The sequence below is a fragment of the Streptomyces ruber genome (assembly GCF_014648075.1).
Taxonomy (GTDB): Bacteria; Actinomycetota; Actinomycetes; order Streptomycetales; family Streptomycetaceae; genus Streptomyces; species Streptomyces ruber.
Genome location: NZ_BMQK01000008.1, coordinates 1 through 17759, shown reverse-complemented (window position 1 = coordinate 17759; position 17759 = coordinate 1). Strand labels below are relative to the sequence as shown.

Annotated in this window: 16 protein-coding genes and 1 pseudogene; 4 read left to right on the top strand and 13 right to left on the bottom strand. The window is 72.5% G+C overall.

Annotated features, from left to right (window positions below):
• Window positions 1-45 precede the first annotated feature (45 nt).
• From IEZ04_RS18550 to IEZ04_RS18520, 7 genes and pseudogenes are all read right to left on the bottom strand, one after another.
• Window positions 46-1584 carry a DUF1996 domain-containing protein gene (locus tag IEZ04_RS18550; protein WP_189218018.1) on the bottom strand — a complete coding sequence of 513 codons (1539 nt, stop codon included), beginning with the start codon at window positions 1582-1584 and terminating at the stop codon, window positions 46-48.
• A gap of 189 nt (window positions 1585-1773) precedes the next feature.
• Entirely contained in the window at window positions 1774-2427 is a 654-nt protein-coding gene (locus IEZ04_RS18545; protein ID WP_189218017.1) for a response regulator, read from the bottom strand.
• Window positions 2418-3701 carry a sensor histidine kinase gene (locus IEZ04_RS18540; protein WP_189218016.1) on the bottom strand — a complete coding sequence of 428 codons (1284 nt, stop codon included), beginning with the start codon at window positions 3699-3701 and terminating at the stop codon, window positions 2418-2420. Before IEZ04_RS18540 ends, IEZ04_RS18545 begins: the two co-directional genes overlap by 10 nt.
• 112 nt (window positions 3702-3813) lie before the next feature.
• A pseudogene (locus IEZ04_RS18535) lies at window positions 3814-4786 on the bottom strand (NAD-dependent epimerase/dehydratase family protein); the annotation flags it as partial.
• Window positions 4787-4850: 64 nt separating this feature from the next.
• Window positions 4851-5450, bottom strand: a complete 600-nt coding sequence (locus IEZ04_RS18530) for a winged helix-turn-helix domain-containing protein (protein WP_189218015.1) — start codon at window positions 5448-5450, stop codon at window positions 4851-4853.
• Between the two features lie 386 nt (window positions 5451-5836).
• A complete protein-coding gene (gene glnII, locus IEZ04_RS18525; protein ID WP_189218014.1) occupies window positions 5837-6865 on the bottom strand; it encodes a glutamine synthetase in 1029 nt (342 codons plus the stop codon).
• Window positions 6866-7097: 232 nt separating this feature from the next.
• Window positions 7098-7457, bottom strand: coding sequence for an ArsC/Spx/MgsR family protein (locus IEZ04_RS18520; protein WP_189218013.1), 360 nt, complete (start codon window positions 7455-7457; stop codon window positions 7098-7100).
• A 162-nt stretch (window positions 7458-7619) separates the two neighbouring features.
• On the opposite strand from IEZ04_RS18520, the gene IEZ04_RS18515 reads away from it, so the two are divergent.
• A complete protein-coding gene (locus IEZ04_RS18515) occupies window positions 7620-7928 on the top strand; it encodes a hypothetical protein (protein WP_189218012.1) in 309 nt (102 codons plus the stop codon).
• Window positions 7929-8272: 344 nt separating this feature from the next.
• Complete coding sequence (locus tag IEZ04_RS18510) at window positions 8273-8623, top strand: hypothetical protein (protein WP_189218011.1); 351 nt, start codon at window positions 8273-8275, stop codon at window positions 8621-8623.
• A gap of 118 nt (window positions 8624-8741) precedes the next feature.
• Here IEZ04_RS18510 and glnA read toward each other — a convergent pair whose 3' ends face one another.
• Window positions 8742-10151, bottom strand: coding sequence for a type I glutamate--ammonia ligase (gene glnA / locus IEZ04_RS18505; RefSeq protein ID WP_189218010.1), 1410 nt, complete (start codon window positions 10149-10151; stop codon window positions 8742-8744).
• A gap of 197 nt (window positions 10152-10348) precedes the next feature.
• On the opposite strand from glnA, the gene IEZ04_RS18500 reads away from it, so the two are divergent.
• Window positions 10349-10816: an RDD family protein gene (locus tag IEZ04_RS18500; protein ID WP_189218009.1), complete on the top strand. Its 468-nt coding sequence runs from the start codon at window positions 10349-10351 to the stop codon at window positions 10814-10816.
• A 117-nt stretch (window positions 10817-10933) separates the two neighbouring features.
• Here IEZ04_RS18500 and IEZ04_RS18495 read toward each other — a convergent pair whose 3' ends face one another.
• From IEZ04_RS18495 to lipB, 4 genes are all read right to left on the bottom strand, one after another.
• Window positions 10934-11635, bottom strand: a complete 702-nt coding sequence (locus IEZ04_RS18495) for a DUF4191 domain-containing protein (RefSeq protein WP_189218008.1) — start codon at window positions 11633-11635, stop codon at window positions 10934-10936.
• A gap of 46 nt (window positions 11636-11681) precedes the next feature.
• On the bottom strand, window positions 11682-11888 hold the full coding sequence (locus tag IEZ04_RS18490; RefSeq protein WP_189218007.1) for an SCO2195 family GlnR-regulated protein: 207 nt from the start codon (window positions 11886-11888) through the stop codon (window positions 11682-11684).
• Window positions 11889-12199: 311 nt separating this feature from the next.
• Window positions 12200-13165: a lipoyl synthase gene (lipA, locus tag IEZ04_RS18485; RefSeq protein ID WP_189218006.1), complete on the bottom strand. Its 966-nt coding sequence runs from the start codon at window positions 13163-13165 to the stop codon at window positions 12200-12202.
• Window positions 13166-13310: 145 nt separating this feature from the next.
• Window positions 13311-14108, bottom strand: coding sequence for a lipoyl(octanoyl) transferase LipB (gene lipB / locus IEZ04_RS18480; RefSeq protein WP_189218005.1), 798 nt, complete (start codon window positions 14106-14108; stop codon window positions 13311-13313).
• Window positions 14109-14406: 298 nt separating this feature from the next.
• Between lipB and IEZ04_RS18475 the strand changes: the two genes are divergently transcribed.
• The gene (locus tag IEZ04_RS18475) at window positions 14407-15885 is read left to right on the top strand and encodes an NsdA family TPR-like regulatory protein (RefSeq protein ID WP_189218004.1); all 1479 of its coding nucleotides are present in this window, start codon (window positions 14407-14409) and stop codon (window positions 15883-15885) included.
• A 149-nt stretch (window positions 15886-16034) separates the two neighbouring features.
• Here the strand turns inward: IEZ04_RS18475 and IEZ04_RS18470 are convergent, their stop codons facing one another.
• Complete coding sequence (locus IEZ04_RS18470) at window positions 16035-17453, bottom strand: NAD(P)/FAD-dependent oxidoreductase (RefSeq protein WP_189218003.1); 1419 nt, start codon at window positions 17451-17453, stop codon at window positions 16035-16037.
• Window positions 17454-17759 lie beyond the last annotated feature (306 nt).

The following is a 17759-nucleotide window of genomic DNA, read 5'->3' as shown; positions in this document are numbered from 1 at the left end:
CGCCGCCGCCCCTCGGCCCCCTACGACCTCCCGCGACCGTCCGCGTCAGGTGCACTTCCTGCCGCTGTTGATGCACTTAACCATCTGGTTCATCAGGTCCTCGTCGAAGACGTTGATGAAGTCGTCGTGGTCGGTGATCGGCTTGTGCAGCTGCTCGGGGAACCCGTCGACCGCGAACGGCTGCCGCACCTGGCCGTTCTCGATCGTCGGCCGCGGCACGTCGTAGACCAGGTTCATCGTCAGCTGCGGGATGGCCTGGAACCCCTGCGGGCAGGCGCCCGTGTCCGGGTCCGCGAAGGCCACGTGGTCGCGGTGGTTGGCGCTGTCGATGTTCTGGCCGTCCCAGCAGCTCTGGAAGTCGAAGGTCCGCACGACCTTGCTGCCGTCGGGGCACAGCGGGTACTTGTCCGTCAGCACGCGGTCCGTGAACCCGGTGCAGGTCCAGCCGGAGTTGGCGTTCGCGGTGCCGTTGGTGAAGGCCTTGGCGTCACCGGTGATGATGCGCAGGAACCTGGGCATCGCGACGACCTTGCTGCGCGGGTTGCCGACGAACTTGATCTCGGCGCTCTCGGCCTGCACGATCCGGCCGACGTTGCCCTCGGCACCGCCGCCCTGCTCGTTCGCGTCGAACTCGGCGGTGCCGTCCTGGACGCGGATGACCGGCCAGTAGTACGTCGACCGGTCGCCCTGGTTCTGGCACGTGGTGTCCGCGTTCGCCAGGTCGTCGTCGCTGGCGAAGGCGTCGTTGCCCTGGTTGCCCACGTAGTCGTGGGTGTGGTGGGCGCCGTTGTCGACACCGGGCGCCACGATCAGGTTGTCCGTGTTGAACAGCTTGTTCTCGTTGACACCGCACACCGAGGTGAACGTGCCCGACGAACCGCCGCGCCTGGTGCGTGTCTTGCGGACGTTCGGCTGGACGGTGGTGATGTCGGCGAAGTCGTCGGCGAACGGGCCCGCGGCGCCGTTGCCGTTGTCCCCGGCCTGACCCTGACCGCCGTCCTGACCGGTGTCCTGACCGCCGTCCTGGCCGTCACCGTTCTGGCCGTCGTCCTGCCCCTGGTCCTGCCCCTGGTCCTGGCCGTCGCCCTGGCTCTCGTCGGCGTCCGGCTGGCCGACCGTCTTCCCGGCGCAGCCGGCGAGCCGGTCGATCCCGCCCGGCGCGGCACCGCCGACACGCTTGATGTTGATCGCGATGCGGTCGATGGTCGCCGTCCGCTTGGACCGCAGCGGGCCGAGAATGGCGTTCTGCACATAGCCGGCGTCACCGGCCTGCGCGTCCCGGGTGGACGCGAGACGCGCGTAGGCCTCGGTGATCTGCTCGTCGAGCAGCGCCAGCTCCTTGTCGACGCCCGCCCGCGCGCCGTCCGGCACGTCGCGGAGCTGCTGGCCGACGTCCGGGCAGTCGATCGTCGCGACCTGGGCCGCGGCGGCGGCGCGGGTGCCGGCCCGGTCCGCGTGCGGCTCGCCCGCCGAGGCGTAGAAGTTCGCCCAGACCAGCCCGCCCCCCGCGACGGCCAGAGCCGCGGAGGCGGCCACGGCGCGGACGGCCAGCGGCGAACGGCGTTTTCGTGTGTTGCGTCCCATGGAACTCCTCTGACTTCCTTGCGGGGCAGCGAGACGCCCGACAGGAGTGAAGCGGCTCCCTCCCTTACGCACGTGGCTGGTGTGGTGTTCAGGGAACCCGGGAATTCTTCGGGATTCTCAACGACGCTTCGGGGATCCTCAACGACGCTCTCGACGACGCGGAGCGACGCGAGACCCGGAACGCCGCCGTCAGCGACCGTGATCGAGGTGGGCGAGCACCGCGAGCACCCGCCGGTTGTCGTCGTCCGACACCTCCAGGCCCAGCTTGGCGAAGATGTTGGACGTGTGCTTGGCGACGGCCCGCTCCGTCACGACCAGACGCTCGGCGATCGCCGTGTTCGACCGGCCCTGCGCCATCAGCTCCAGCACCTCCAGCTCGCGCGGGGTGAGCCGGGCGAGCGGCCGGTCGTCCGCCGCGCGCCGCGCCAGCAACTGCTGGATCACCTGCGGGTCCATCGCCGTCCCGCCCGCCGCGACCCGCCGCACGGCGTCCACGAACTGCTCCGCGTCGAACACCCGGTCCTTCAGCAGGTACCCGACCCCGCCCGCGCCGTCGGCGAGCAGCTCCCGCGCGTACAGCTGCTCCACGTGCTGGGAGAGCACCAGCACCGGCAGCCCCGGCCGCTCCCGGCGGGCCCGCAGGGCGCACTGCAGGCCCTCGTCGGTGTGCGAGGGCGGCAGCCGGACGTCGACGACGGCGACGTCCGGCCGTGACTCGGCCAGGGCGCGGGTCAGTTCGGGGCCGCTCTCGACCGCGGCGGCGATCTCGAAGCCGTACGCCTCGAGGAGCCGCACCAGCCCGTCGCGGAGCAGGAACAGGTCCTCGGCCAGGACTACGCGCAAGGGATCTCCACAGTGACCAGGGTGGGGCCGCCCACGGGCGAGCTGACGGCCAGGACGCCGTCGAATGTACCCAGCCGCCGCTCGACACCGGACAGCCCCGAGCCCGCGCCGACCCGGGCCCCGCCCTTGCCGTTGTCGGTGACCGTGGCCCGCAGCACGCCGCCGGCGCGGTGCAGGTCGACCCAGATCCGGTCCGCGCCGGAGTGCTTGACCGCGTTGGTGAGCACCTCGCTGACGGCGAAGTACGCGGCGGACTCCACGGGCGCGTCGGCACGGCGGCCGTCGAGCTCCACCGTGACCTCGGTGGCGACCGGCAGCCGCAGCGCCAGCGCCCGTACGGCGTCCCCGAGTCCGCGCTCCGCGAGCACCGGCGGGTGGATGCCGCGCACCAGGTCGCGCAGCTCGGTGAGCGCCTCGGCGGAGGACCGCCGGGCCTGTGCGAGGAGCTTCTTCGCGGTCTCCGGGTCCTTGTCGAGGAGCGCCTCGGCGGTGCCGAGGTCCATGCCCATGGCGACGAGCCGGGCCTGCGCACCGTCGTGCAGGTCGCGCTCGATGCGGCGCAGTTCGGCGGCCGAGACGTCCACGGCGTCGCGCCGGGTCTCGGTGAGGACGCGGACGCGCTCGGCGAGCTGGGACCGGTCCGGGCCGAGTACGGCGCGGGTGAGGACGAAGTGCGCGTGCAGGACGCGCGGTGCGAGGAAGTACGCGGCCACCAGCAGGACGGCGCCGAGGGCGCCCGCGGCGAACGCGGTCCGCTGTCCCTGCACGGGCACGAAGCCGTACCAGTAGGGGCCGTGGTCGAAGTGCGGCCCGGCGACGGCCCACCACAGCCCGGCCGGCATCAGCAGCCCTTCAAGCGCGTACAGGGGCAGCACGGCAGCCAGCAGGGCGGTGACGAACCCCGCCGTCATGTCGACGTACAGCCACCCCAGGTCCCGCCAGGTCGCCGGGTCCCGCAGCATGCCGGAGGTGCGCGCCCACGGGTTCGCGTCCTCGGCGACCGGCCGGTACGCCGGCGGGATGCGCTGCCCGCCCCACTCCGCCGCGAGGACCCGCCGCCAGTTCGCCCAGGTCCGTACGCCGTTCAGCACCCACGGCGTCGTGACGAGGCCGACCCCGACCGGTACGAGCGCGATGGAGACGAGGGAGAGGGTGAGGCACAGGACGGACACCGGCAGGGCCGTCAGGGCCAGCGCGAGCCCCCGCCCGGCGGCCACCACCACGCCGCACGCCCTCTTCGTGACGTGCCCGCTCTTCCCGGTGTCGGTGTTCATGGCGCCAGTCTGGCCGAACAGGCGTCGTGCGGCACGGGGGTTGGGGCCCGGGCAGGGGGTGGTGCCAGGTACACCGTGGGCCGTCAGGCGCCGGCGGCGTCGGTGCCCAGCACCTTCCCCTCACCGCCGGGTCCAGGCCCACCGGGGGCCGGTCCGGCCGCCGGGGCGCGGACCCGCCGAGGTCCGCCAGCCACGCCCACGTGACGGCCACGCCCTCCTCCACCGGGCGGCAGCGCAAGCCCTTCCGTACGGCCCGGAAGACGTCCCCGCCGTGCAGGGCGCCGTACAGCTCGCTGCCCGGCGGCGCCCACACCGGGAGCTGCGTCCACGGTTCGATCCCCGCCCCCAGGACCACCTCCGGCGCGGTCCAGCGCGGTTCGGCCGCGTCCCCGGTGACCCGTGCGCATGCGTCGAGGAGCGCCCCCGTCGTCGTGTGCCCCCGCGGGCCCACCAGGTCGTACGGTCCGCTCAGCCACGCCGCCGCGCCGAGGACCCACTCGGCGAGGTCACGGACGCCGATGTACTGGAGGGGCAGGTCCCGCGGCCCCGGCGCCAGGACCGGGCCGCCGCGCGCCATGCGGGTGAGACACCACGGGAGGCGGTCGGCGTTCTCGTACGGCCCGAGGATCGGACCCGCCCGCACGAGCAGCGGGCGTGCGGCACCGAAGGCCTCCACCGCCGCCGGCTCACCGCCCCGCTTGTCCCGCGCGCAGTCGGTCTGCTCCGCGTCCGCCGGCGCCCCCTCCACCAGGGGCGCGCTCTCGCCGGACCCGGCGGCCAGGCGTACACGGAGCGGCTCGACACGTACACGGACCGGCCCGCCGTGCCGGCCGGCAGCCGGGCCGCGTCCCGTACGGCCCGCGGCGCCGCCGACCAGGTGCCGACGACGACGTCCCACGCGTGGGCGGCACCGGCGAGCGCCGCGAGCCCGTCGGGGGCGGTGCGGTCGCCCGTCAGCGCCCGCGCTCCCGGGGGCGCCGGGTGCCGCCCCGGTGGAAGACCGTCACGTCCCGGCCGTGGGCGAGCGCCGCCTCGACGACGGCGCGTCCCAGGAACTCCGTACCGCCCAGCACCAGAAGTCTCATACCGCCGGCTCCGCCCGCTCGGCGGCCGGAGCACGAGGGGATTCCGCTGTCCGGCGACCCGCCGTCAACGGCGCACCGGAGGCGTGTACTTGTACCCCACCCGCCGTACCGTCTGGATCGCCGTGCGGTGCTCGGCGCCCAGCTTGCGGCGCAGCCGGGCGATGTGGACGTCGACGGTACGGCCGTCGCCCACGTGCCCGTAGCCCCACACGGTGGTGACCAGCTGGTCGCGGGTGTGCACCCGGTTCGGATGCGCGACCAGGTGCGCGAGCAGCTCGAACTCCAGGTACGTGAGGTCGAGCGGACGTCCGTCGACCTGGGCGGTGCGCTGCACGGTGTCGACGCGGACCAGGGTGTCGTCGTCCCGCCGCTCCTCGTCCCCCGGCCGGTCCGGCACGGCGAACGGCAGGACGGGCGGCTGCTGGTCGGCCGGTACGAGCACCAGGTAGCCGACCATCGGCGGGTGGCCCGGCAGCGTGGGCAGGGTGTGCTGGGGCGCGGGCAGCCAGGTGGCGCCCGGCGGCAGGAAGCCGGCCACGTCGACGGTCTCGTCCCGGTCGACGGCGCGGAGCCGGTGCCGTGCGGTGCCGGACGGGGAGGGGTCGGGGGCGGTGAGGGGAGCGGTGGTCAGGGCGGCGGTGGAGCGGGAGCGAGTGGTCGCCATGAGAGGTCAGCTCTTTCGCGCGAAGGGTTTCGACGGAAGGGCGACGGCCGCGATTCGTGGTCGGGCTCGCCGGGACGTACGTCGTGCGCGCGGGCCGAAGGCCGGGGTGTACGGCTTTAGAGGGCCGGCGCGTTCATCGCGCGACAACACACCCGGTCGAAGTCGTGGTGCTGACGGGAAGGCCAGAAGGGCTCGAGGTCATGGCGACCCGTCGCGAGGTACTTCCGGAAGCTGGCCATGGCCCCATTGAAGCAGACACCGGGTGCCACCCGGGAGACTTCTCTCACTGCGTGGACAGCCCGGCCTTCCGCGCGGAGGTCCGGCGGTACGCGAGAAGGGGCGCCCACCATGACGGCGGGCGCCCCTTCCTGGTGCGGGGGAGCGGGTCAGACCTGGCCGGCCTTCTCCAGCGCGGAGCAGCAGGTGTCGACCAGGAGACGCGTCACGACGTACGGATCGACGTTGGCGTTCGGGCGGCGGTCCTCGATGTAGCCCTTGCCGTCCTTCTCGACCTGCCACGGGATGCGGACCGAGGCGCCGCGGTCGGAGACGCCGTAGGAGAACTTGTCCCACGGGGCCGTCTCGTGCAGGCCGGTGAGGCGGGTGTCGATGCCGGCGCCGTAGTGCTTGACGTGGTCGAGCGGCTTGGAGCCCTCGCCGAGCGCCTCGCACGCGGTGATGATCGCGTCGTAGTTCTCGCGCATCGCCTTGGTGGAGAAGTTGGTGTGCGCGCCGGCGCCGTTCCAGTCGCCCTTGACCGGCTTCGGGTCGAGGGTGGCGGAGACGCCGAAGTCCTCAGCGGTGCGGTAGAGCAGCCAGCGGGCCACCCACAGCTGGTCGGCGACCTCCAGCGGGGCGAGCGGGCCGACCTGGAACTCCCACTGGCCCGGCATGACCTCGGCGTTGATGCCGGAGAGGCCGAGACCGGCCTTCAGGCAGTTCTCCAGGTGGGCCTCGACGATCTCCCGGCCGAAGATCTCGTCCGCGCCGACACCGCAGTAGTAGCCGCCCTGCGGGGCGGGGAAGCCGCCGGCCGGGAAGCCCAGCGGACGGCCGTCCTGGAAGTACGTGTACTCCTGCTCGATGCCGAAGAGCGGCTCCTGCGCGGCGAACTTCTCCGCGACCTCGCGCAGCGCGGCCCGCGTGTTGGACGCGTGCGGGGTCATGTCGATGTCGAGGACCTCGCACAGGACGAGGACGTCGTCACCGCCGCGGATGGGGTCGGGACAGGTGAAGACCGGCTTGAGCACACGGTCCGAGGAGTGGCCCTCGGCCTGGTTGGTGGAGGACCCGTCGAAGCCCCAGACCGGCAGCTCGGCGCCCTTGGCGTCGTCGGCGAGGATCTTCGTCTTGGAACGCAGCTTGGCCGTCGGCTCGGTGCCGTCGATCCAGATGTACTCAGCCTTGAACGTCACGGGGCCTCATCCTTCGGTGGGTCTTCGCATCGCGGTCGTGCGGGGCCGGCGGCGCTGCGGCACTGGGGCGCCGCGCGGGATGCCCGCAGCTTGTCAACGGGCGGTTTCCCGGCCGTTGCCCGGCTGTGAAGGCCGTGTTACCCGCGGCTTCGCGGGGCTCCGGCGCGCCGTGAGGTGCCGGGGCGGGGCGGCGGCTCGTATGCGATGGGCGCGGCCGCGCCCACCCCGCACGTCACCGGGACAGGGCGTCGCGCACCGCCTCCTCCGTGCGGGCCACCAGCGCGGTGCCGTCGTCGGCGGTGATGATCGGCCGCTGGATGAGCTCCGGGTGCCCGGCGAGCGCCCGTACCCACCGGTCCCGTGCGCCGGCGTCGCGGGGCCACTCCTGCATCCCGAGCTCCTTCGCGGCGGCCTCCTGGAGCCGGGTGATGTCCCACGGCTCCAGTGACAGACGCCCGAGCACGTCCCGGATCCCGTCCTCGCCGGGCACGTCCTCGAGATACCGGCGCACGGTGTACTCGGCGCCCTCCGCGTCCAGCAGACCGATCGCGCCGCGGCACTTGGAACAGGCCGGACTGATCCAGATCTCCATGCGCACACGGTACGGGAGGACCCGCCCTGCACTTCTGTCACGCCACTCCCAAATGCCCTCTGAGCAGGGGCGATTGTCAGTGGGGGGCAGTAAAATTGAAGCAGTGTCCGAGGGAGTTGCCGGGGTTTCCGGTGGCTCCCTGACCGCGACAGGAGGATGCCCGTGCCCGCTGCCGCACTCAAGCCGCTGCCCACCCAGTCCACGGCCCGGAGGCCGGTTCTGCTCGACCTTCCGTACGCACCCGTCGAGAAGAGCCCGCTGCCGCCGGGCCGCCCCCGCGAGTGGTACATCACCCACAACCGCCGGCTGAAGGCGATGCGCCTCGCCATCGCCCTGCTGGACTCCGGCGTGTACGTCCCGAACCAGGCCCGCAACGAGACGATCCGCAGCACGGCCGAGCTCATCGGCGTCCACCCGCCGTCGGACACGACCTGCCACATGGTCCGGGCCTTCATGCGGTACAGCCGCTGAGGGAACCTGGGCCGCAGCCCGGAGGTCCGGTGCCGTCCGCCCCACGGGGCGGACGGCACCGCCGCGTCCGGGGGCCGTACGGCCGGGCGGATTCCGTGACTCCGTGTAAGCGCTCCCACAGCCGGCCACCTCGACCGGAACACCGTCCATTGCACAGGATGGACAGGCGGGGCCAAGCTGCCCGGCACTCTTTTCCGCAGGACAGGCGCCATTCGCCGGGAGTGGAGCTACCCTCGACGCACCGACGGCCGGCACCTTCGGACTCCGGCGGTTGCCGGCATCCGTCAGCAGGCGAGACCGCAGACTGCACGCTCAGTCATCGTCACGTCCCTGGGAGGCCTGTCATGGCAACCCTGCTCCTCACCGCGACCGTGGTCCTGGTCGTCCTGGGCTTCGGCAACCACGTCCTCTGGCTCGCCGCGGTCGGTGTGCTCTTCCTGTACGTCAGGTACTACGGCCTCTGGGAGGGATCGGACACGTCCTCGGGCGGTTCGAGCGGCGGCGGTGGTGGCGGCGGTGGTCGTGGCAGCCTGCCGTCCACGTACCAGGCCTATCGCGAACGCCGCGACCGCGAGGCCAGGTGGCAGCGCCGCTACCGCCGCGAGCGGCCCTTCGAGACCCGCCGTCAGGCCCGCGAGAAGGCCCGCGAGAAGGCGATGCAGAAGGCGTACGAGGAGAGGGAAGGCGCCGTGTGAACCGCCGCGTGAGCCGCCGTGCGGTACATGCGGGAACGGCGGAGCCCCGCCACCGCCCGAGGGCGACGGCAGGGCTCCGCCGGACCTGTCCGGCCTGTCGTCCGTGCGGACGGTCGGCTCACACGTCGAAGTACAGCTCGAACTCGTGCGGGTGCGGGCGCAGCTGGAGCGGGGCGATCTCGTTGGTGCGCTTGTAGTCGATCCAGGTCTCGATCAGGTCGGGCGTGAACACGTCGCCCTGGAGCAGGAACTCGTGGTCCCGCTCCAGCGAGTCGAGGACGGCCGGGAGCGAGGTCGGGACCTGCGGGACGCCCGCGTGCTCCTCGGGGGCGAGCTCGTAGAGGTCCTTGTCGATCGGCTCGGCCGGCTCGATCTTGTTCTTGATGCCGTCGAGGCCGGCGAGCAGCAGCGCCGAGAAGGCCAGGTACGGGTTGCCGGAGGAGTCCGGGGCGCGGAACTCGACGCGCTTGGCCTTCGGGTTGGAGCCGGTGATCGGGATGCGCATGGCCGCGGAGCGGTTGCGCTGCGAGTACACCAGGTTCACCGGGGCCTCGAAGCCGGGCACCAGGCGGTGGTAGGAGTTCACCGTCGGGTTGGTGAAGGCCAGCAGCGACGGGGCGTGCTTGAGGATGCCGCCGATGTAGTAGCGGGCGGTGTCCGACAGGCCCGCGTAACCGGCCTCGTCGTAGAACAGCGGGTCGCCGTTGCTCCACAGGGACTGGTGGACGTGCATGCCCGAGCCGTTGTCACCGAAGATCGGCTTCGGCATGAAGGTCGCGGTCTTGCCGTTGCGCCAGGCGACGTTCTTCACGATGTACTTGAAGAGCTGGAGGTCGTCGGCGGCGGCGAGCAGCGTGTTGAACTTGTAGTTGATCTCGGCCTGGCCCGCGGTGCCCACCTCGTGGTGCTGGCGCTCGACCTTCAGGCCGTTCTTCTCCAGCTCCAGGGAGATCTCGGCGCGCAGGTCGGCGAAGTGGTCGACCGGCGGGGCCGGGAAGTAACCGCCCTTGTAGCGGACCTTGTAGCCGCGGTTGTCCTCGATCGCGCCGGTGTTCCAGGCGCCCGCCTCGGAGTCGATGTGGTAGTACGACTCGTTCTCGGCGGTCTTGAAGCGCACGCTGTCGAAGACGTAGAACTCGGCCTCGGGGCCGAAGTACGCGGTGTCGGCGATGCCGGTGGAGGCGAGGTAGTCCTCGGCCTTCTTCGCCACGTTGCGCGGGTCGCGGGAGTACTGCTCGCCCGTGATCGGGTCGTGGATGAAGAAGTTGATGTTGACCGTCTTGTCGCGGCGGAAGGGGTCGACGCGCGCGGTGGAGAGGTCGGCGCGGAGCGCCATGTCGGACTCGTGGATGGCCTGGAAGCCACGGATCGAGGACCCGTCGAAGGCGAGCTCCTCGTCCGGGTCGAACGCCGTGGCCGGGATCGTGAAGTGCTGCATCACGCCCGGCAGGTCGCAGAACCGGACATCGACGAACTTGACGTCCTCGTCCGCGATGAACTTCTTGGCGTCGTCGGCGTTCTGGAACATCCAGCTCCTCCTACTCCCGGCCGTCCGAGCCGGGGTGGTAGTTCGTTCGTGCGGCCAGTGCGGTGGCACACGCTGGTCCCGACCATAGGGAGGGGTGATTTCTCGTGCGTGACCCATTTGTTTCGCTCAAGTTAACCGGAGGGCGGCCGACCGACCCGCCTGTCGGGCACGGGTCGCCCGCCCAGTACGGTGGACGGGTGGACAAGAGGCAAGCAATCGGTTCGTGGCTCTCCGGCCCGCGCGCGGCCGCGGAGGAAGCGGGTGTCGACTTCGGCTACCGCGGCGAGCAACTGGGTCTGCCGGAGTCCGGTCCCGGCTCGATCGCCCGCCCCGGCCGGCGTCTCGGGGCGCTCGCCGTGGACTGGGGCCTGTGCCTCTTGATCGCATACGGTCTGATCACGGACGGCTACGGCCAGGCGACCGGCAACTGGGCCCTGCTCGTCTTCTTCGTGCTCCACGTCCTGACGGTCGGCACGGTCGGCTTCACGCCGGGCAAGCGCCTCTTCGGCCTGCGAGTGGTCGGCGAGGGCACCGGCACGGCCGCCCCGCTGCGGGTCGTGCTCCGCACGGTCCTGCTGTGCCTGGCGATCCCGGCCCTGGTCTGGGACCGCGACGGCCGCGGGCTGCACGACCGCCTGGCCCGCACGGTGGAAGTACGCATCTGACCGTGGAAGTGCGCATCTGACCGCGGCGCGCCGGCCGGTGAGAACGGTCTGCGGGGTGCCGGAACCCCAAGGTTCCGGCACCCCGCAGACGTACGGCCGTGCAGCCCGGCGGCAGCGTCAGCGCATCTTCGGGCCGCCCCGCGGCATCCGCATGCCCTTCGGCATGGGCCCCTTCGGCAGCGGCATGTTGCTCATCAGGTCCCCCATCGCCCGCAGCCGGTCGTTGGTGGCCGTGACCTGCGGGCCCGTCAGGACGCGCGGCAGCTTGAGCATCGTCGTGCGGAGCTTCTTCAGCGGGATCTGGTCCTCGCCGGTGCCCACCACCAGGTCGTGCACCGGGACGTCCGCCACGATGCGGGCCATCTTCTTCTTCTCGGCGGCCAGCAGGCTCTTCACCCGGTTCGGGTTGCCCTCGGCGACCAGCACGATGCCCGCCTTGCCGACGGCACGGTGCACCACGTCCTGGCTGCGGTTCATGGCCACCGCCGGAGTGGTCGTCCACTGCCGGCCGATGTTGTCGAGCACCGCCGCCGCGGCCCCCGGCTGCCCTTCCATCTGCCCGAAGGCCGCCCGCTCGGCCCGGCGTCCGAAGACGATCGCCATTCCGAGGACGGCGAACAGGAAGCCGGCGATACCGAGATAGACCGGGTGGCCGACCAGGAAACCGATCGCGAGGAAGACACCAAAGATGGCGATTCCGACAGCCGCGAGCACAAGACCGATCTTCTTGTCGGCCCTGCGGGTCATCTTGTAGGTCAGGGCGATCTGCTTGAGTCGCCCGGGGTTCGCAGCCTCCGCTGCGTTGTCCTTCCTCGCCATGACCCGAAGTCTACGTGGCCAGGGAAGCGGGTACGACGGCGGGCGGCTACGGCAGGCGCGGGGCGACGGCGGCCGCGTCGAGGACGCGCTGCGCCTCGACCCGGTCACGGGCCCGGCGGCGGTCCTCCATCACGGAGGTCCAGGCGTTGCGGCGGGCCGTGCGCTGACCGCTGCTCATGAGCAGCGACTCGACGGCACGCAGTGCATCGGTGAACGAAGGGATTGCGGTGGCGCGGACGGGCGCGGCCTGCATGATGGAGGTCCCCCCTCGGGATGGCGGCTCTGGCCGGGGCAGTACAACCTGTGAAACCAGGGTCACTGATTGGTGTTACCAGGGCGTGACCGACCGGTCAAACCCGAATGAAGGTTTGATTTGTAGGGCCCCAACTGCGGCGCGCCCCTGACGCTGCCCTCATCTGCGGGGACGGTGCGGGCCGCACCGTACCGGCCGTCGTCGCCCGGTGGCGGCTGTGCCGGGATTCACACCAGGGAAGTGGCACGCAATGCCATCCGTGCCGTGGTGCGCCACGCGGAGGGTCGGCCGCGTGGCGCCCGCACGTACGGTCAGACGGCCTGCGAGGCGACGTACGCGCCCCGCTTCTCCACGGCCATCTGGTACAGCCGGCCGGCCCGGTACGAGGAGCGCACCAGCGGGCCCGACATGACACCGGAGAAGCCGATCTGCTCGGCCTCCTCCTTCAGCTCCACGAACTCGTTCGGCTTGACCCAGCGCTCCACCGGGTGGTGGCGGACGCTCGGCCGCAGGTACTGCGTGATGGTGATCAGCTCGCAGCCGGCCTCGTGCAGCTGGCGCAGCGCCTCGCTGATCTCCTCACGGGTCTCGCCCATGCCGAGGATCAGGTTCGACTTGGTGACCAGGCCGTAGTCGCGGGCCTCGGTGATGACCTTCAGGGAGCGCTCGTAGCGGAAGCCGGGGCGGATGCGCTTGAAGATCCGCGGGACCGTCTCGACGTTGTGCGCGAAGACCTCGGGGCGGGAGGCGAAGACCTCCGCCAGCAGCTCCGGGACGGCGTTGAAGTCGGGGGCGAGCAGCTCGACCTTGGTGCGGCCGCCCTCGCGGCCCGCGGTCTGCTCGTGGATCTGGCGCACGGTCTCGGCGTACAGCCAGGCGCCGCCGTCGGGCAGGTCGTCGCGGGCGACACCGGTGATCGTCGCGTAGTTCAGGTCCATCGTGACGACGGACTCGCCCACGCGGCGCGGCTCGTCGCGGTCGAGCGCCTCGGGCTTGCCGGTGTCGATCTGGCAGAAGTCACAGCGCCGGGTGCACTGGTCGCCGCCGATGAGGAAGGTCGCCTCGCGGTCCTCCCAGCACTCGTAGATGTTGGGACAGCCGGCTTCCTGGCAGACCGTGTGCAGACCCTCGCTCTTCACGAGGTTCTGCATCTTGGTGTACTCGGGACCCATTTTCGCCCGGGTCTTGATCCACTCGGGCTTGCGCTCGATGGGGGTCTGGGCGTTCCGGACCTCCAGGCGCAGCATCTTGCGTCCGTCGGGTGCGACTGCGGACACATCGGCTCCCTGTAACTTCGATTCGTGGGCGTGTATCAGCCTACGCCCGATGATTGTGGGGCCGGGCGGCCGGGTGGCGGCCGCCAGTGCCCTCCGGGGCAACTCCGGGCGGGCGGAGTGCATTCCCCGCCCGCCCGGACAGCGGTCACGCCGTGGCGCGCTCGATCTCGCGCGGCTTGAGCTCGGCGTTCTCCAGGATGTCGCGCAGATGGCGCTCGGCGACCGGCAGGACCTCCTCGATGGTGACGTCCCGGCCCAGCTCGGCCGCGATCGACGTGACGCCCGCGTCGCGGATGCCGCACGGGATGATCCTGTCGAACCAGGTGGCGTCCGGGTTCACGTTCAGCGCGAAGCCGTGCATCGTGACGCCCTTGGCGACGCGGATGCCGATGGCGGCGATCTTCCGGTCCTCGCGCCGCTGGCCCGCGTTGGAGGGTGCGTACTCCGGCCCGTTGAGGCGCGGGTCGAACTCCTCGTCGGTCAGCCGCGGGTCGAAGTCCAGGGAGAGCCCGCCCGGCGACGGGCGCCGCTCCACCGGGTCGCCGAGGACCCACACCCCGCTGCGGCCCTCCACCCGGCTGGTCTCCAGGCCGAACTCCGCGCACGTGCGGATCAGGGCCTCCTCCAGCCGGCGCACATGGGCCACCACGTCGACCGGGCGGGGCAGCTTCTGGATCGGGTAGCCGACGAGCTGGCCCGGGCCGTGCCAGGTGATCTTGCCGCCGCGGTCCACGTCGATGACCGGCGTCCCGTCCAGCGGGCGCTCCTCGTCGGCCGTGCGCCGGCCCGCCGTGTAGACCGGCGGGTGTTCGAGGAGCAGCACGGTGTCGGGTGCCTCGTCCGCGAAGCGCGCCGCGTGCACGCGGCGCTGCTCGTCCCACGCCTCCCGGTACTCGACGGCCCGGTCACCGAATCCCATGCGGACGAACCGGAGTTCACTCACGGCTGTGCGCCTCCCTGGAAGCAAGAGCACTGGTTGCGATCGACTGCGACCGGTCGCGATCGACTGTGATGGCCGCGTTCGTCAGGCGCGTTCTGCGCCCACGCCACTGTACGTCCGGCCGAAACCCGTCAGCCGCGCGGCCAATTCTCACACGATCGGATGAATGGACGGCGGAATGTGCGATCGGATGCTCACGCTCCGCTACATTCGCGCCGTTCACGAGGCAAAAGGGCTGCTCACAGGCAATCCACGCACCTCACCCAAAAGAAGTCGGGGAAGGCAGGAGACCGCACCGCAGATGACGGAACGACCCGTGCAGCGCACTCCCAACCGTCAGCTCGCCGCTCTCATCGCAGAAGCGGGGTTCTCCAACGCGGGGCTCGCGCGCCGCGTGGACCAGCTCGGCCTCGAACACGGACTTGATCTGAGATACGACAAGACATCGGTCACCCGGTGGCTCCGCGGCCAGCAGCCCCGGGGCACGACGCCCGCGCTCATCGCCGAGGTGTTCACCCGCCGCCTGGGCCGCCGGCTGACCGCCCAGGACCTCGGCCTGGACGCCTGCGCGCCCGTCTACGCGGGCCTGGAGTTCGCCGCCGGCCCCGAGGAGGCCGTCGACATCGTCAGCGGGCTGTGGCGCAAGGACTCGGGCAGCCACGCCGAGCTCCGCAAGATCGCGTTCACCCCGGCCGGACTCGTCGTCCCCAGCCGGGACTGGCTGATCGGCCGCGCCGACGACCGGGTGAGCCGGGGCGACCCCGGCCCCGCCCGCATCCCCGCCCAGGGCCGCCCGGTGCCCCCCAGGATCCCGGCCCAGCTCGAGAAGGGCGTCCCGCCGCCCCGGCAGCGCGGCCAGACCGAGCGCGGCCCCGGTCAGCGGGTCACCGGCGGCGACATCGCCGCGCTGCGGTCCGTGGGCGAGCTCTTCCGCGCCCTCGACCACGCCTACGGCGGCGGCCACGCCCGCCAGGCCCTCGTGCGCTACCTGGAGCACGAGGCCGAGCCGATGCTCCGCGGTACGTACGGCGAGCAGACCGGGCGCCGCCTCTTCGCGGCCGCCGCGGACCTCACCCGGCTGGCCGGCTGGACCTCGTACGACATCGCCGCCCACGGGCTCGCCCAGCGGTACTTCGTCCAGGCGCTGCGGCTCGCCCAGGCGGCCGGGGACCGGATGTACGGCGCCTACGTCCTCGTCACGATGAGCCGGCAGGCCGTCTACCTCGGGCACGGACGCGAGGCCGTGCAACTGGCGCGCGTGGCCCAGCAGGGCGTGGGCACGTCCGCGCCGCCCGTCGTGCAGGCACTGCTGCACGCCGTGGAGGCCCGCGGGCACGGCGTGCTCGGCGAGGTGCGCGCCTGCACCGCCGCGCTCGTCCGGGCCGAGCGGGCCCTGGAGTCGGCCCGGACGGAGGACGACGTGCCGTACTGGGCGCGGTTCTTCGACGAGGCGCAGCTCGCCGACGAGTTCGGGCACTGCCACCGCGACCTCCAGCAGTACCGGGCCGCGGCCCAGCACGCCGAGCGCTCGCTGCAGCTGCGCGCACCGGCCTTCGCCCGCAGCCGGCTGTTCTGCCGGGTCGTCCTCGCCTCCGCCCGTCTCGGGCTCGGCGAGCTCGACCAGGCGTGCCAGCTGGGCGCGGAGGCCGCGGCGCAGGCGGCGGAGATGCGGTCGGTGCGGGCGATCGAGTACGTCCGCGACTTCGAGCGCCGGCTGGAGCCGTACCGGGACGCGGCGCCCGTACGCGGCTACCGCGACCGGATCGCGGCGCTCGGGTGAACGCTCCGCGGGGAGTCCGGTGCGCCGTCCGCGGGTCCGTCGCGGCTGGTCGCACGGTTCCTCGCGCGGGGCGCTGCCGGTGAGACCGGGGCGTCCGGTGGCCGGGGACACGGCCGCCGGGCGCCCCTTTCCGTGGACGCGCGACGCGCTCACGCCGCCGCTTCGAAGTGCTCCTCCAGCGGGGCCGGACAGGCGTCGAGGTCCTTGAGGACCGCGTGGGCGGCCCGCCGGGCCGAGTGCAGGGCGCCCTGGACGGAGCTCGTGTCGCGGTGGTCCCCGCAGACGTACAGGCCCGCCAGCAGCCGCACCGGGCGGCGCGGGTCGTGCGGCGCGGGCATCGCGGGCACCGCCTCGGAGTCGTGGTGGACCGCGAGCAGCTCCCAGCGGGCCGTCGACGTCCCGTACAGGCGGGCGAGCTGGGCGCGGACCGTGGCGTCCAGGTGCGCCGGGGCCGGGGGCGTGCCCAGCACGGTCGACGAGATCAGCGCCCGGCCGGCGGGGGCACGCGTCGGGTCGACCTGGCTGACGACCGCCGTGTGCGACACCGGCCCGCTGCGGTCGGCGTCCAGGACCAGCGCGGGACCGGTGAGCGGGGGCCGTTCGTCCGTGGTGTGGTGCAGCACCGTCACCGGGTGGAAGCCGGGCACGCGCAGCCCGGGGAGCAGCTCGGCCGCGGTGCGCGCACCGGTGGCCAGCAGTACGGCGCGGCAGGAGAGCTCACCGTGCTCGGCGGTGGTCACCGAGGTGGTGCTGAGGGACAGGACGCGTACGCCGGTCCGTACCGTGCCCGGCGGGAGCGCGGCCGCGAGGAGGTCGGGGACGGTGTCCGCGCCCCCTTCCGGCAGGCTCAGGCGGCCGGTCGCGAAGAAGCGCAGGGCCAGGTCGGCGCTGCGGCTGGAGGTGAGGAGCGCGGGGTCGCCGAGCAGCGCGGTGAGGAGGGGGCGCAGCAGCCCGTCGACGGCGCGCGCCGGGAAGCCGCGGTCGGCGAGGGCCTGGGCGGCGGGGAGTTCGGGGCGGGCGAGGAGCCGTTCCGGCGGTGTGGCGGCCAGCCGGGCCCAGGCGGCGGCCAGCCGGGACTGGTCGGCGGCGGTGCCGAGGGGCCCGGGGCGCGGCGCGCGGACGGCGCCCTGCGCACGGGGCAGCCGGGGGACGCTCGCCAGGGCGCGCACGGCTGTGAGCGCGCCCCGGGTACCGCGGACGCCGGCGAAGGCGGCGGGGGCGGCGGGACCGGGATGCAGCCGGCCGTCCGCGTGCAGCAGGACGGCTGGCGAGAAGGGCCGCAGGACCAGGGGGGCCAGGGCCGGGGTGCGGCGGAGTTCCGGATAGGAGCTGAGGAGCAGCGGGGCCGTGCGGTCGAGGCGGAAGCCGTCGACCTTCTCGGTGGCCATCCGGCCGCCGGCCCCGGGCGCGGCCTCCAGCACCGTGACGGACAGCCCGGCTCTGGACAGATGATGGGCGGCCGCGAGGCCGGACACCCCCGCTCCCACGACCACTACGTCGACGTCTGCTGCGCTCGCTGTGTCCGCTGCGTTCCTTGCGTCCGCTGCCTGGTGCACCGACTCAAGCACGTGCCCCTCCCGAGGGTCGCGCGGCTGCTGGCGTACTGGGAAGTGCTGGAGACGTCATGCCCCCAACAAGCTTCCGAAATACCCGAGTTCGGCACGAGGCTGGGTGCCGGTCCGGCCACGGGGAGACGCGCATGGCCCTCGCACGGGCGCACGGCCGGACACGGGCGTGCGCCGGGTGCGGAAGGCGGTGCGGCCGGCACCGCGGGGGACTAGGGCCTGTTGTGAAAGTGCTGGTCACAGCCACTCGTTGATGGCTGCGACCAGCACGGTCGCTTGGTAGCGGACGGCGAGTTTGTCGTACCGGGT

What these genes read in the sequence shown, in the direction of transcription:
- IEZ04_RS18540 (WP_189218016.1), bottom strand. Translation starts at nt 3,701, where the DNA reads ATGAACACCGACACCGGGAAGAGCGGGCACGTCACGAAGAGGGCGTGC.
- IEZ04_RS18550 (WP_189218018.1), bottom strand. Translation starts at nt 1,584, where the DNA reads ATGGGACGCAACACACGAAAACGCCGTTCGCCGCTGGCCGTCCGCGCC.
- IEZ04_RS18510 (WP_189218011.1), top strand. Translation starts at nt 8,273, where the DNA reads ATGGCAACCCTGCTCCTCACCGCGACCGTGGTCCTGGTCGTCCTGGGC.
- IEZ04_RS18475 (WP_189218004.1), top strand. Translation starts at nt 14,407, where the DNA reads ATGACGGAACGACCCGTGCAGCGCACTCCCAACCGTCAGCTCGCCGCT.
- glnA (WP_189218010.1), bottom strand. Translation starts at nt 10,151, where the DNA reads ATGTTCCAGAACGCCGACGACGCCAAGAAGTTCATCGCGGACGAGGAC.
- IEZ04_RS18495 (WP_189218008.1), bottom strand. Translation starts at nt 11,635, where the DNA reads ATGGCGAGGAAGGACAACGCAGCGGAGGCTGCGAACCCCGGGCGACTC.
- IEZ04_RS18490 (WP_189218007.1), bottom strand. Translation starts at nt 11,888, where the DNA reads ATGCAGGCCGCGCCCGTCCGCGCCACCGCAATCCCTTCGTTCACCGAT.
- IEZ04_RS18520 (WP_189218013.1), bottom strand. Translation starts at nt 7,457, where the DNA reads ATGGAGATCTGGATCAGTCCGGCCTGTTCCAAGTGCCGCGGCGCGATC.
- IEZ04_RS18530 (WP_189218015.1), bottom strand. Translation starts at nt 5,450, where the DNA reads ATGGCGACCACTCGCTCCCGCTCCACCGCCGCCCTGACCACCGCTCCC.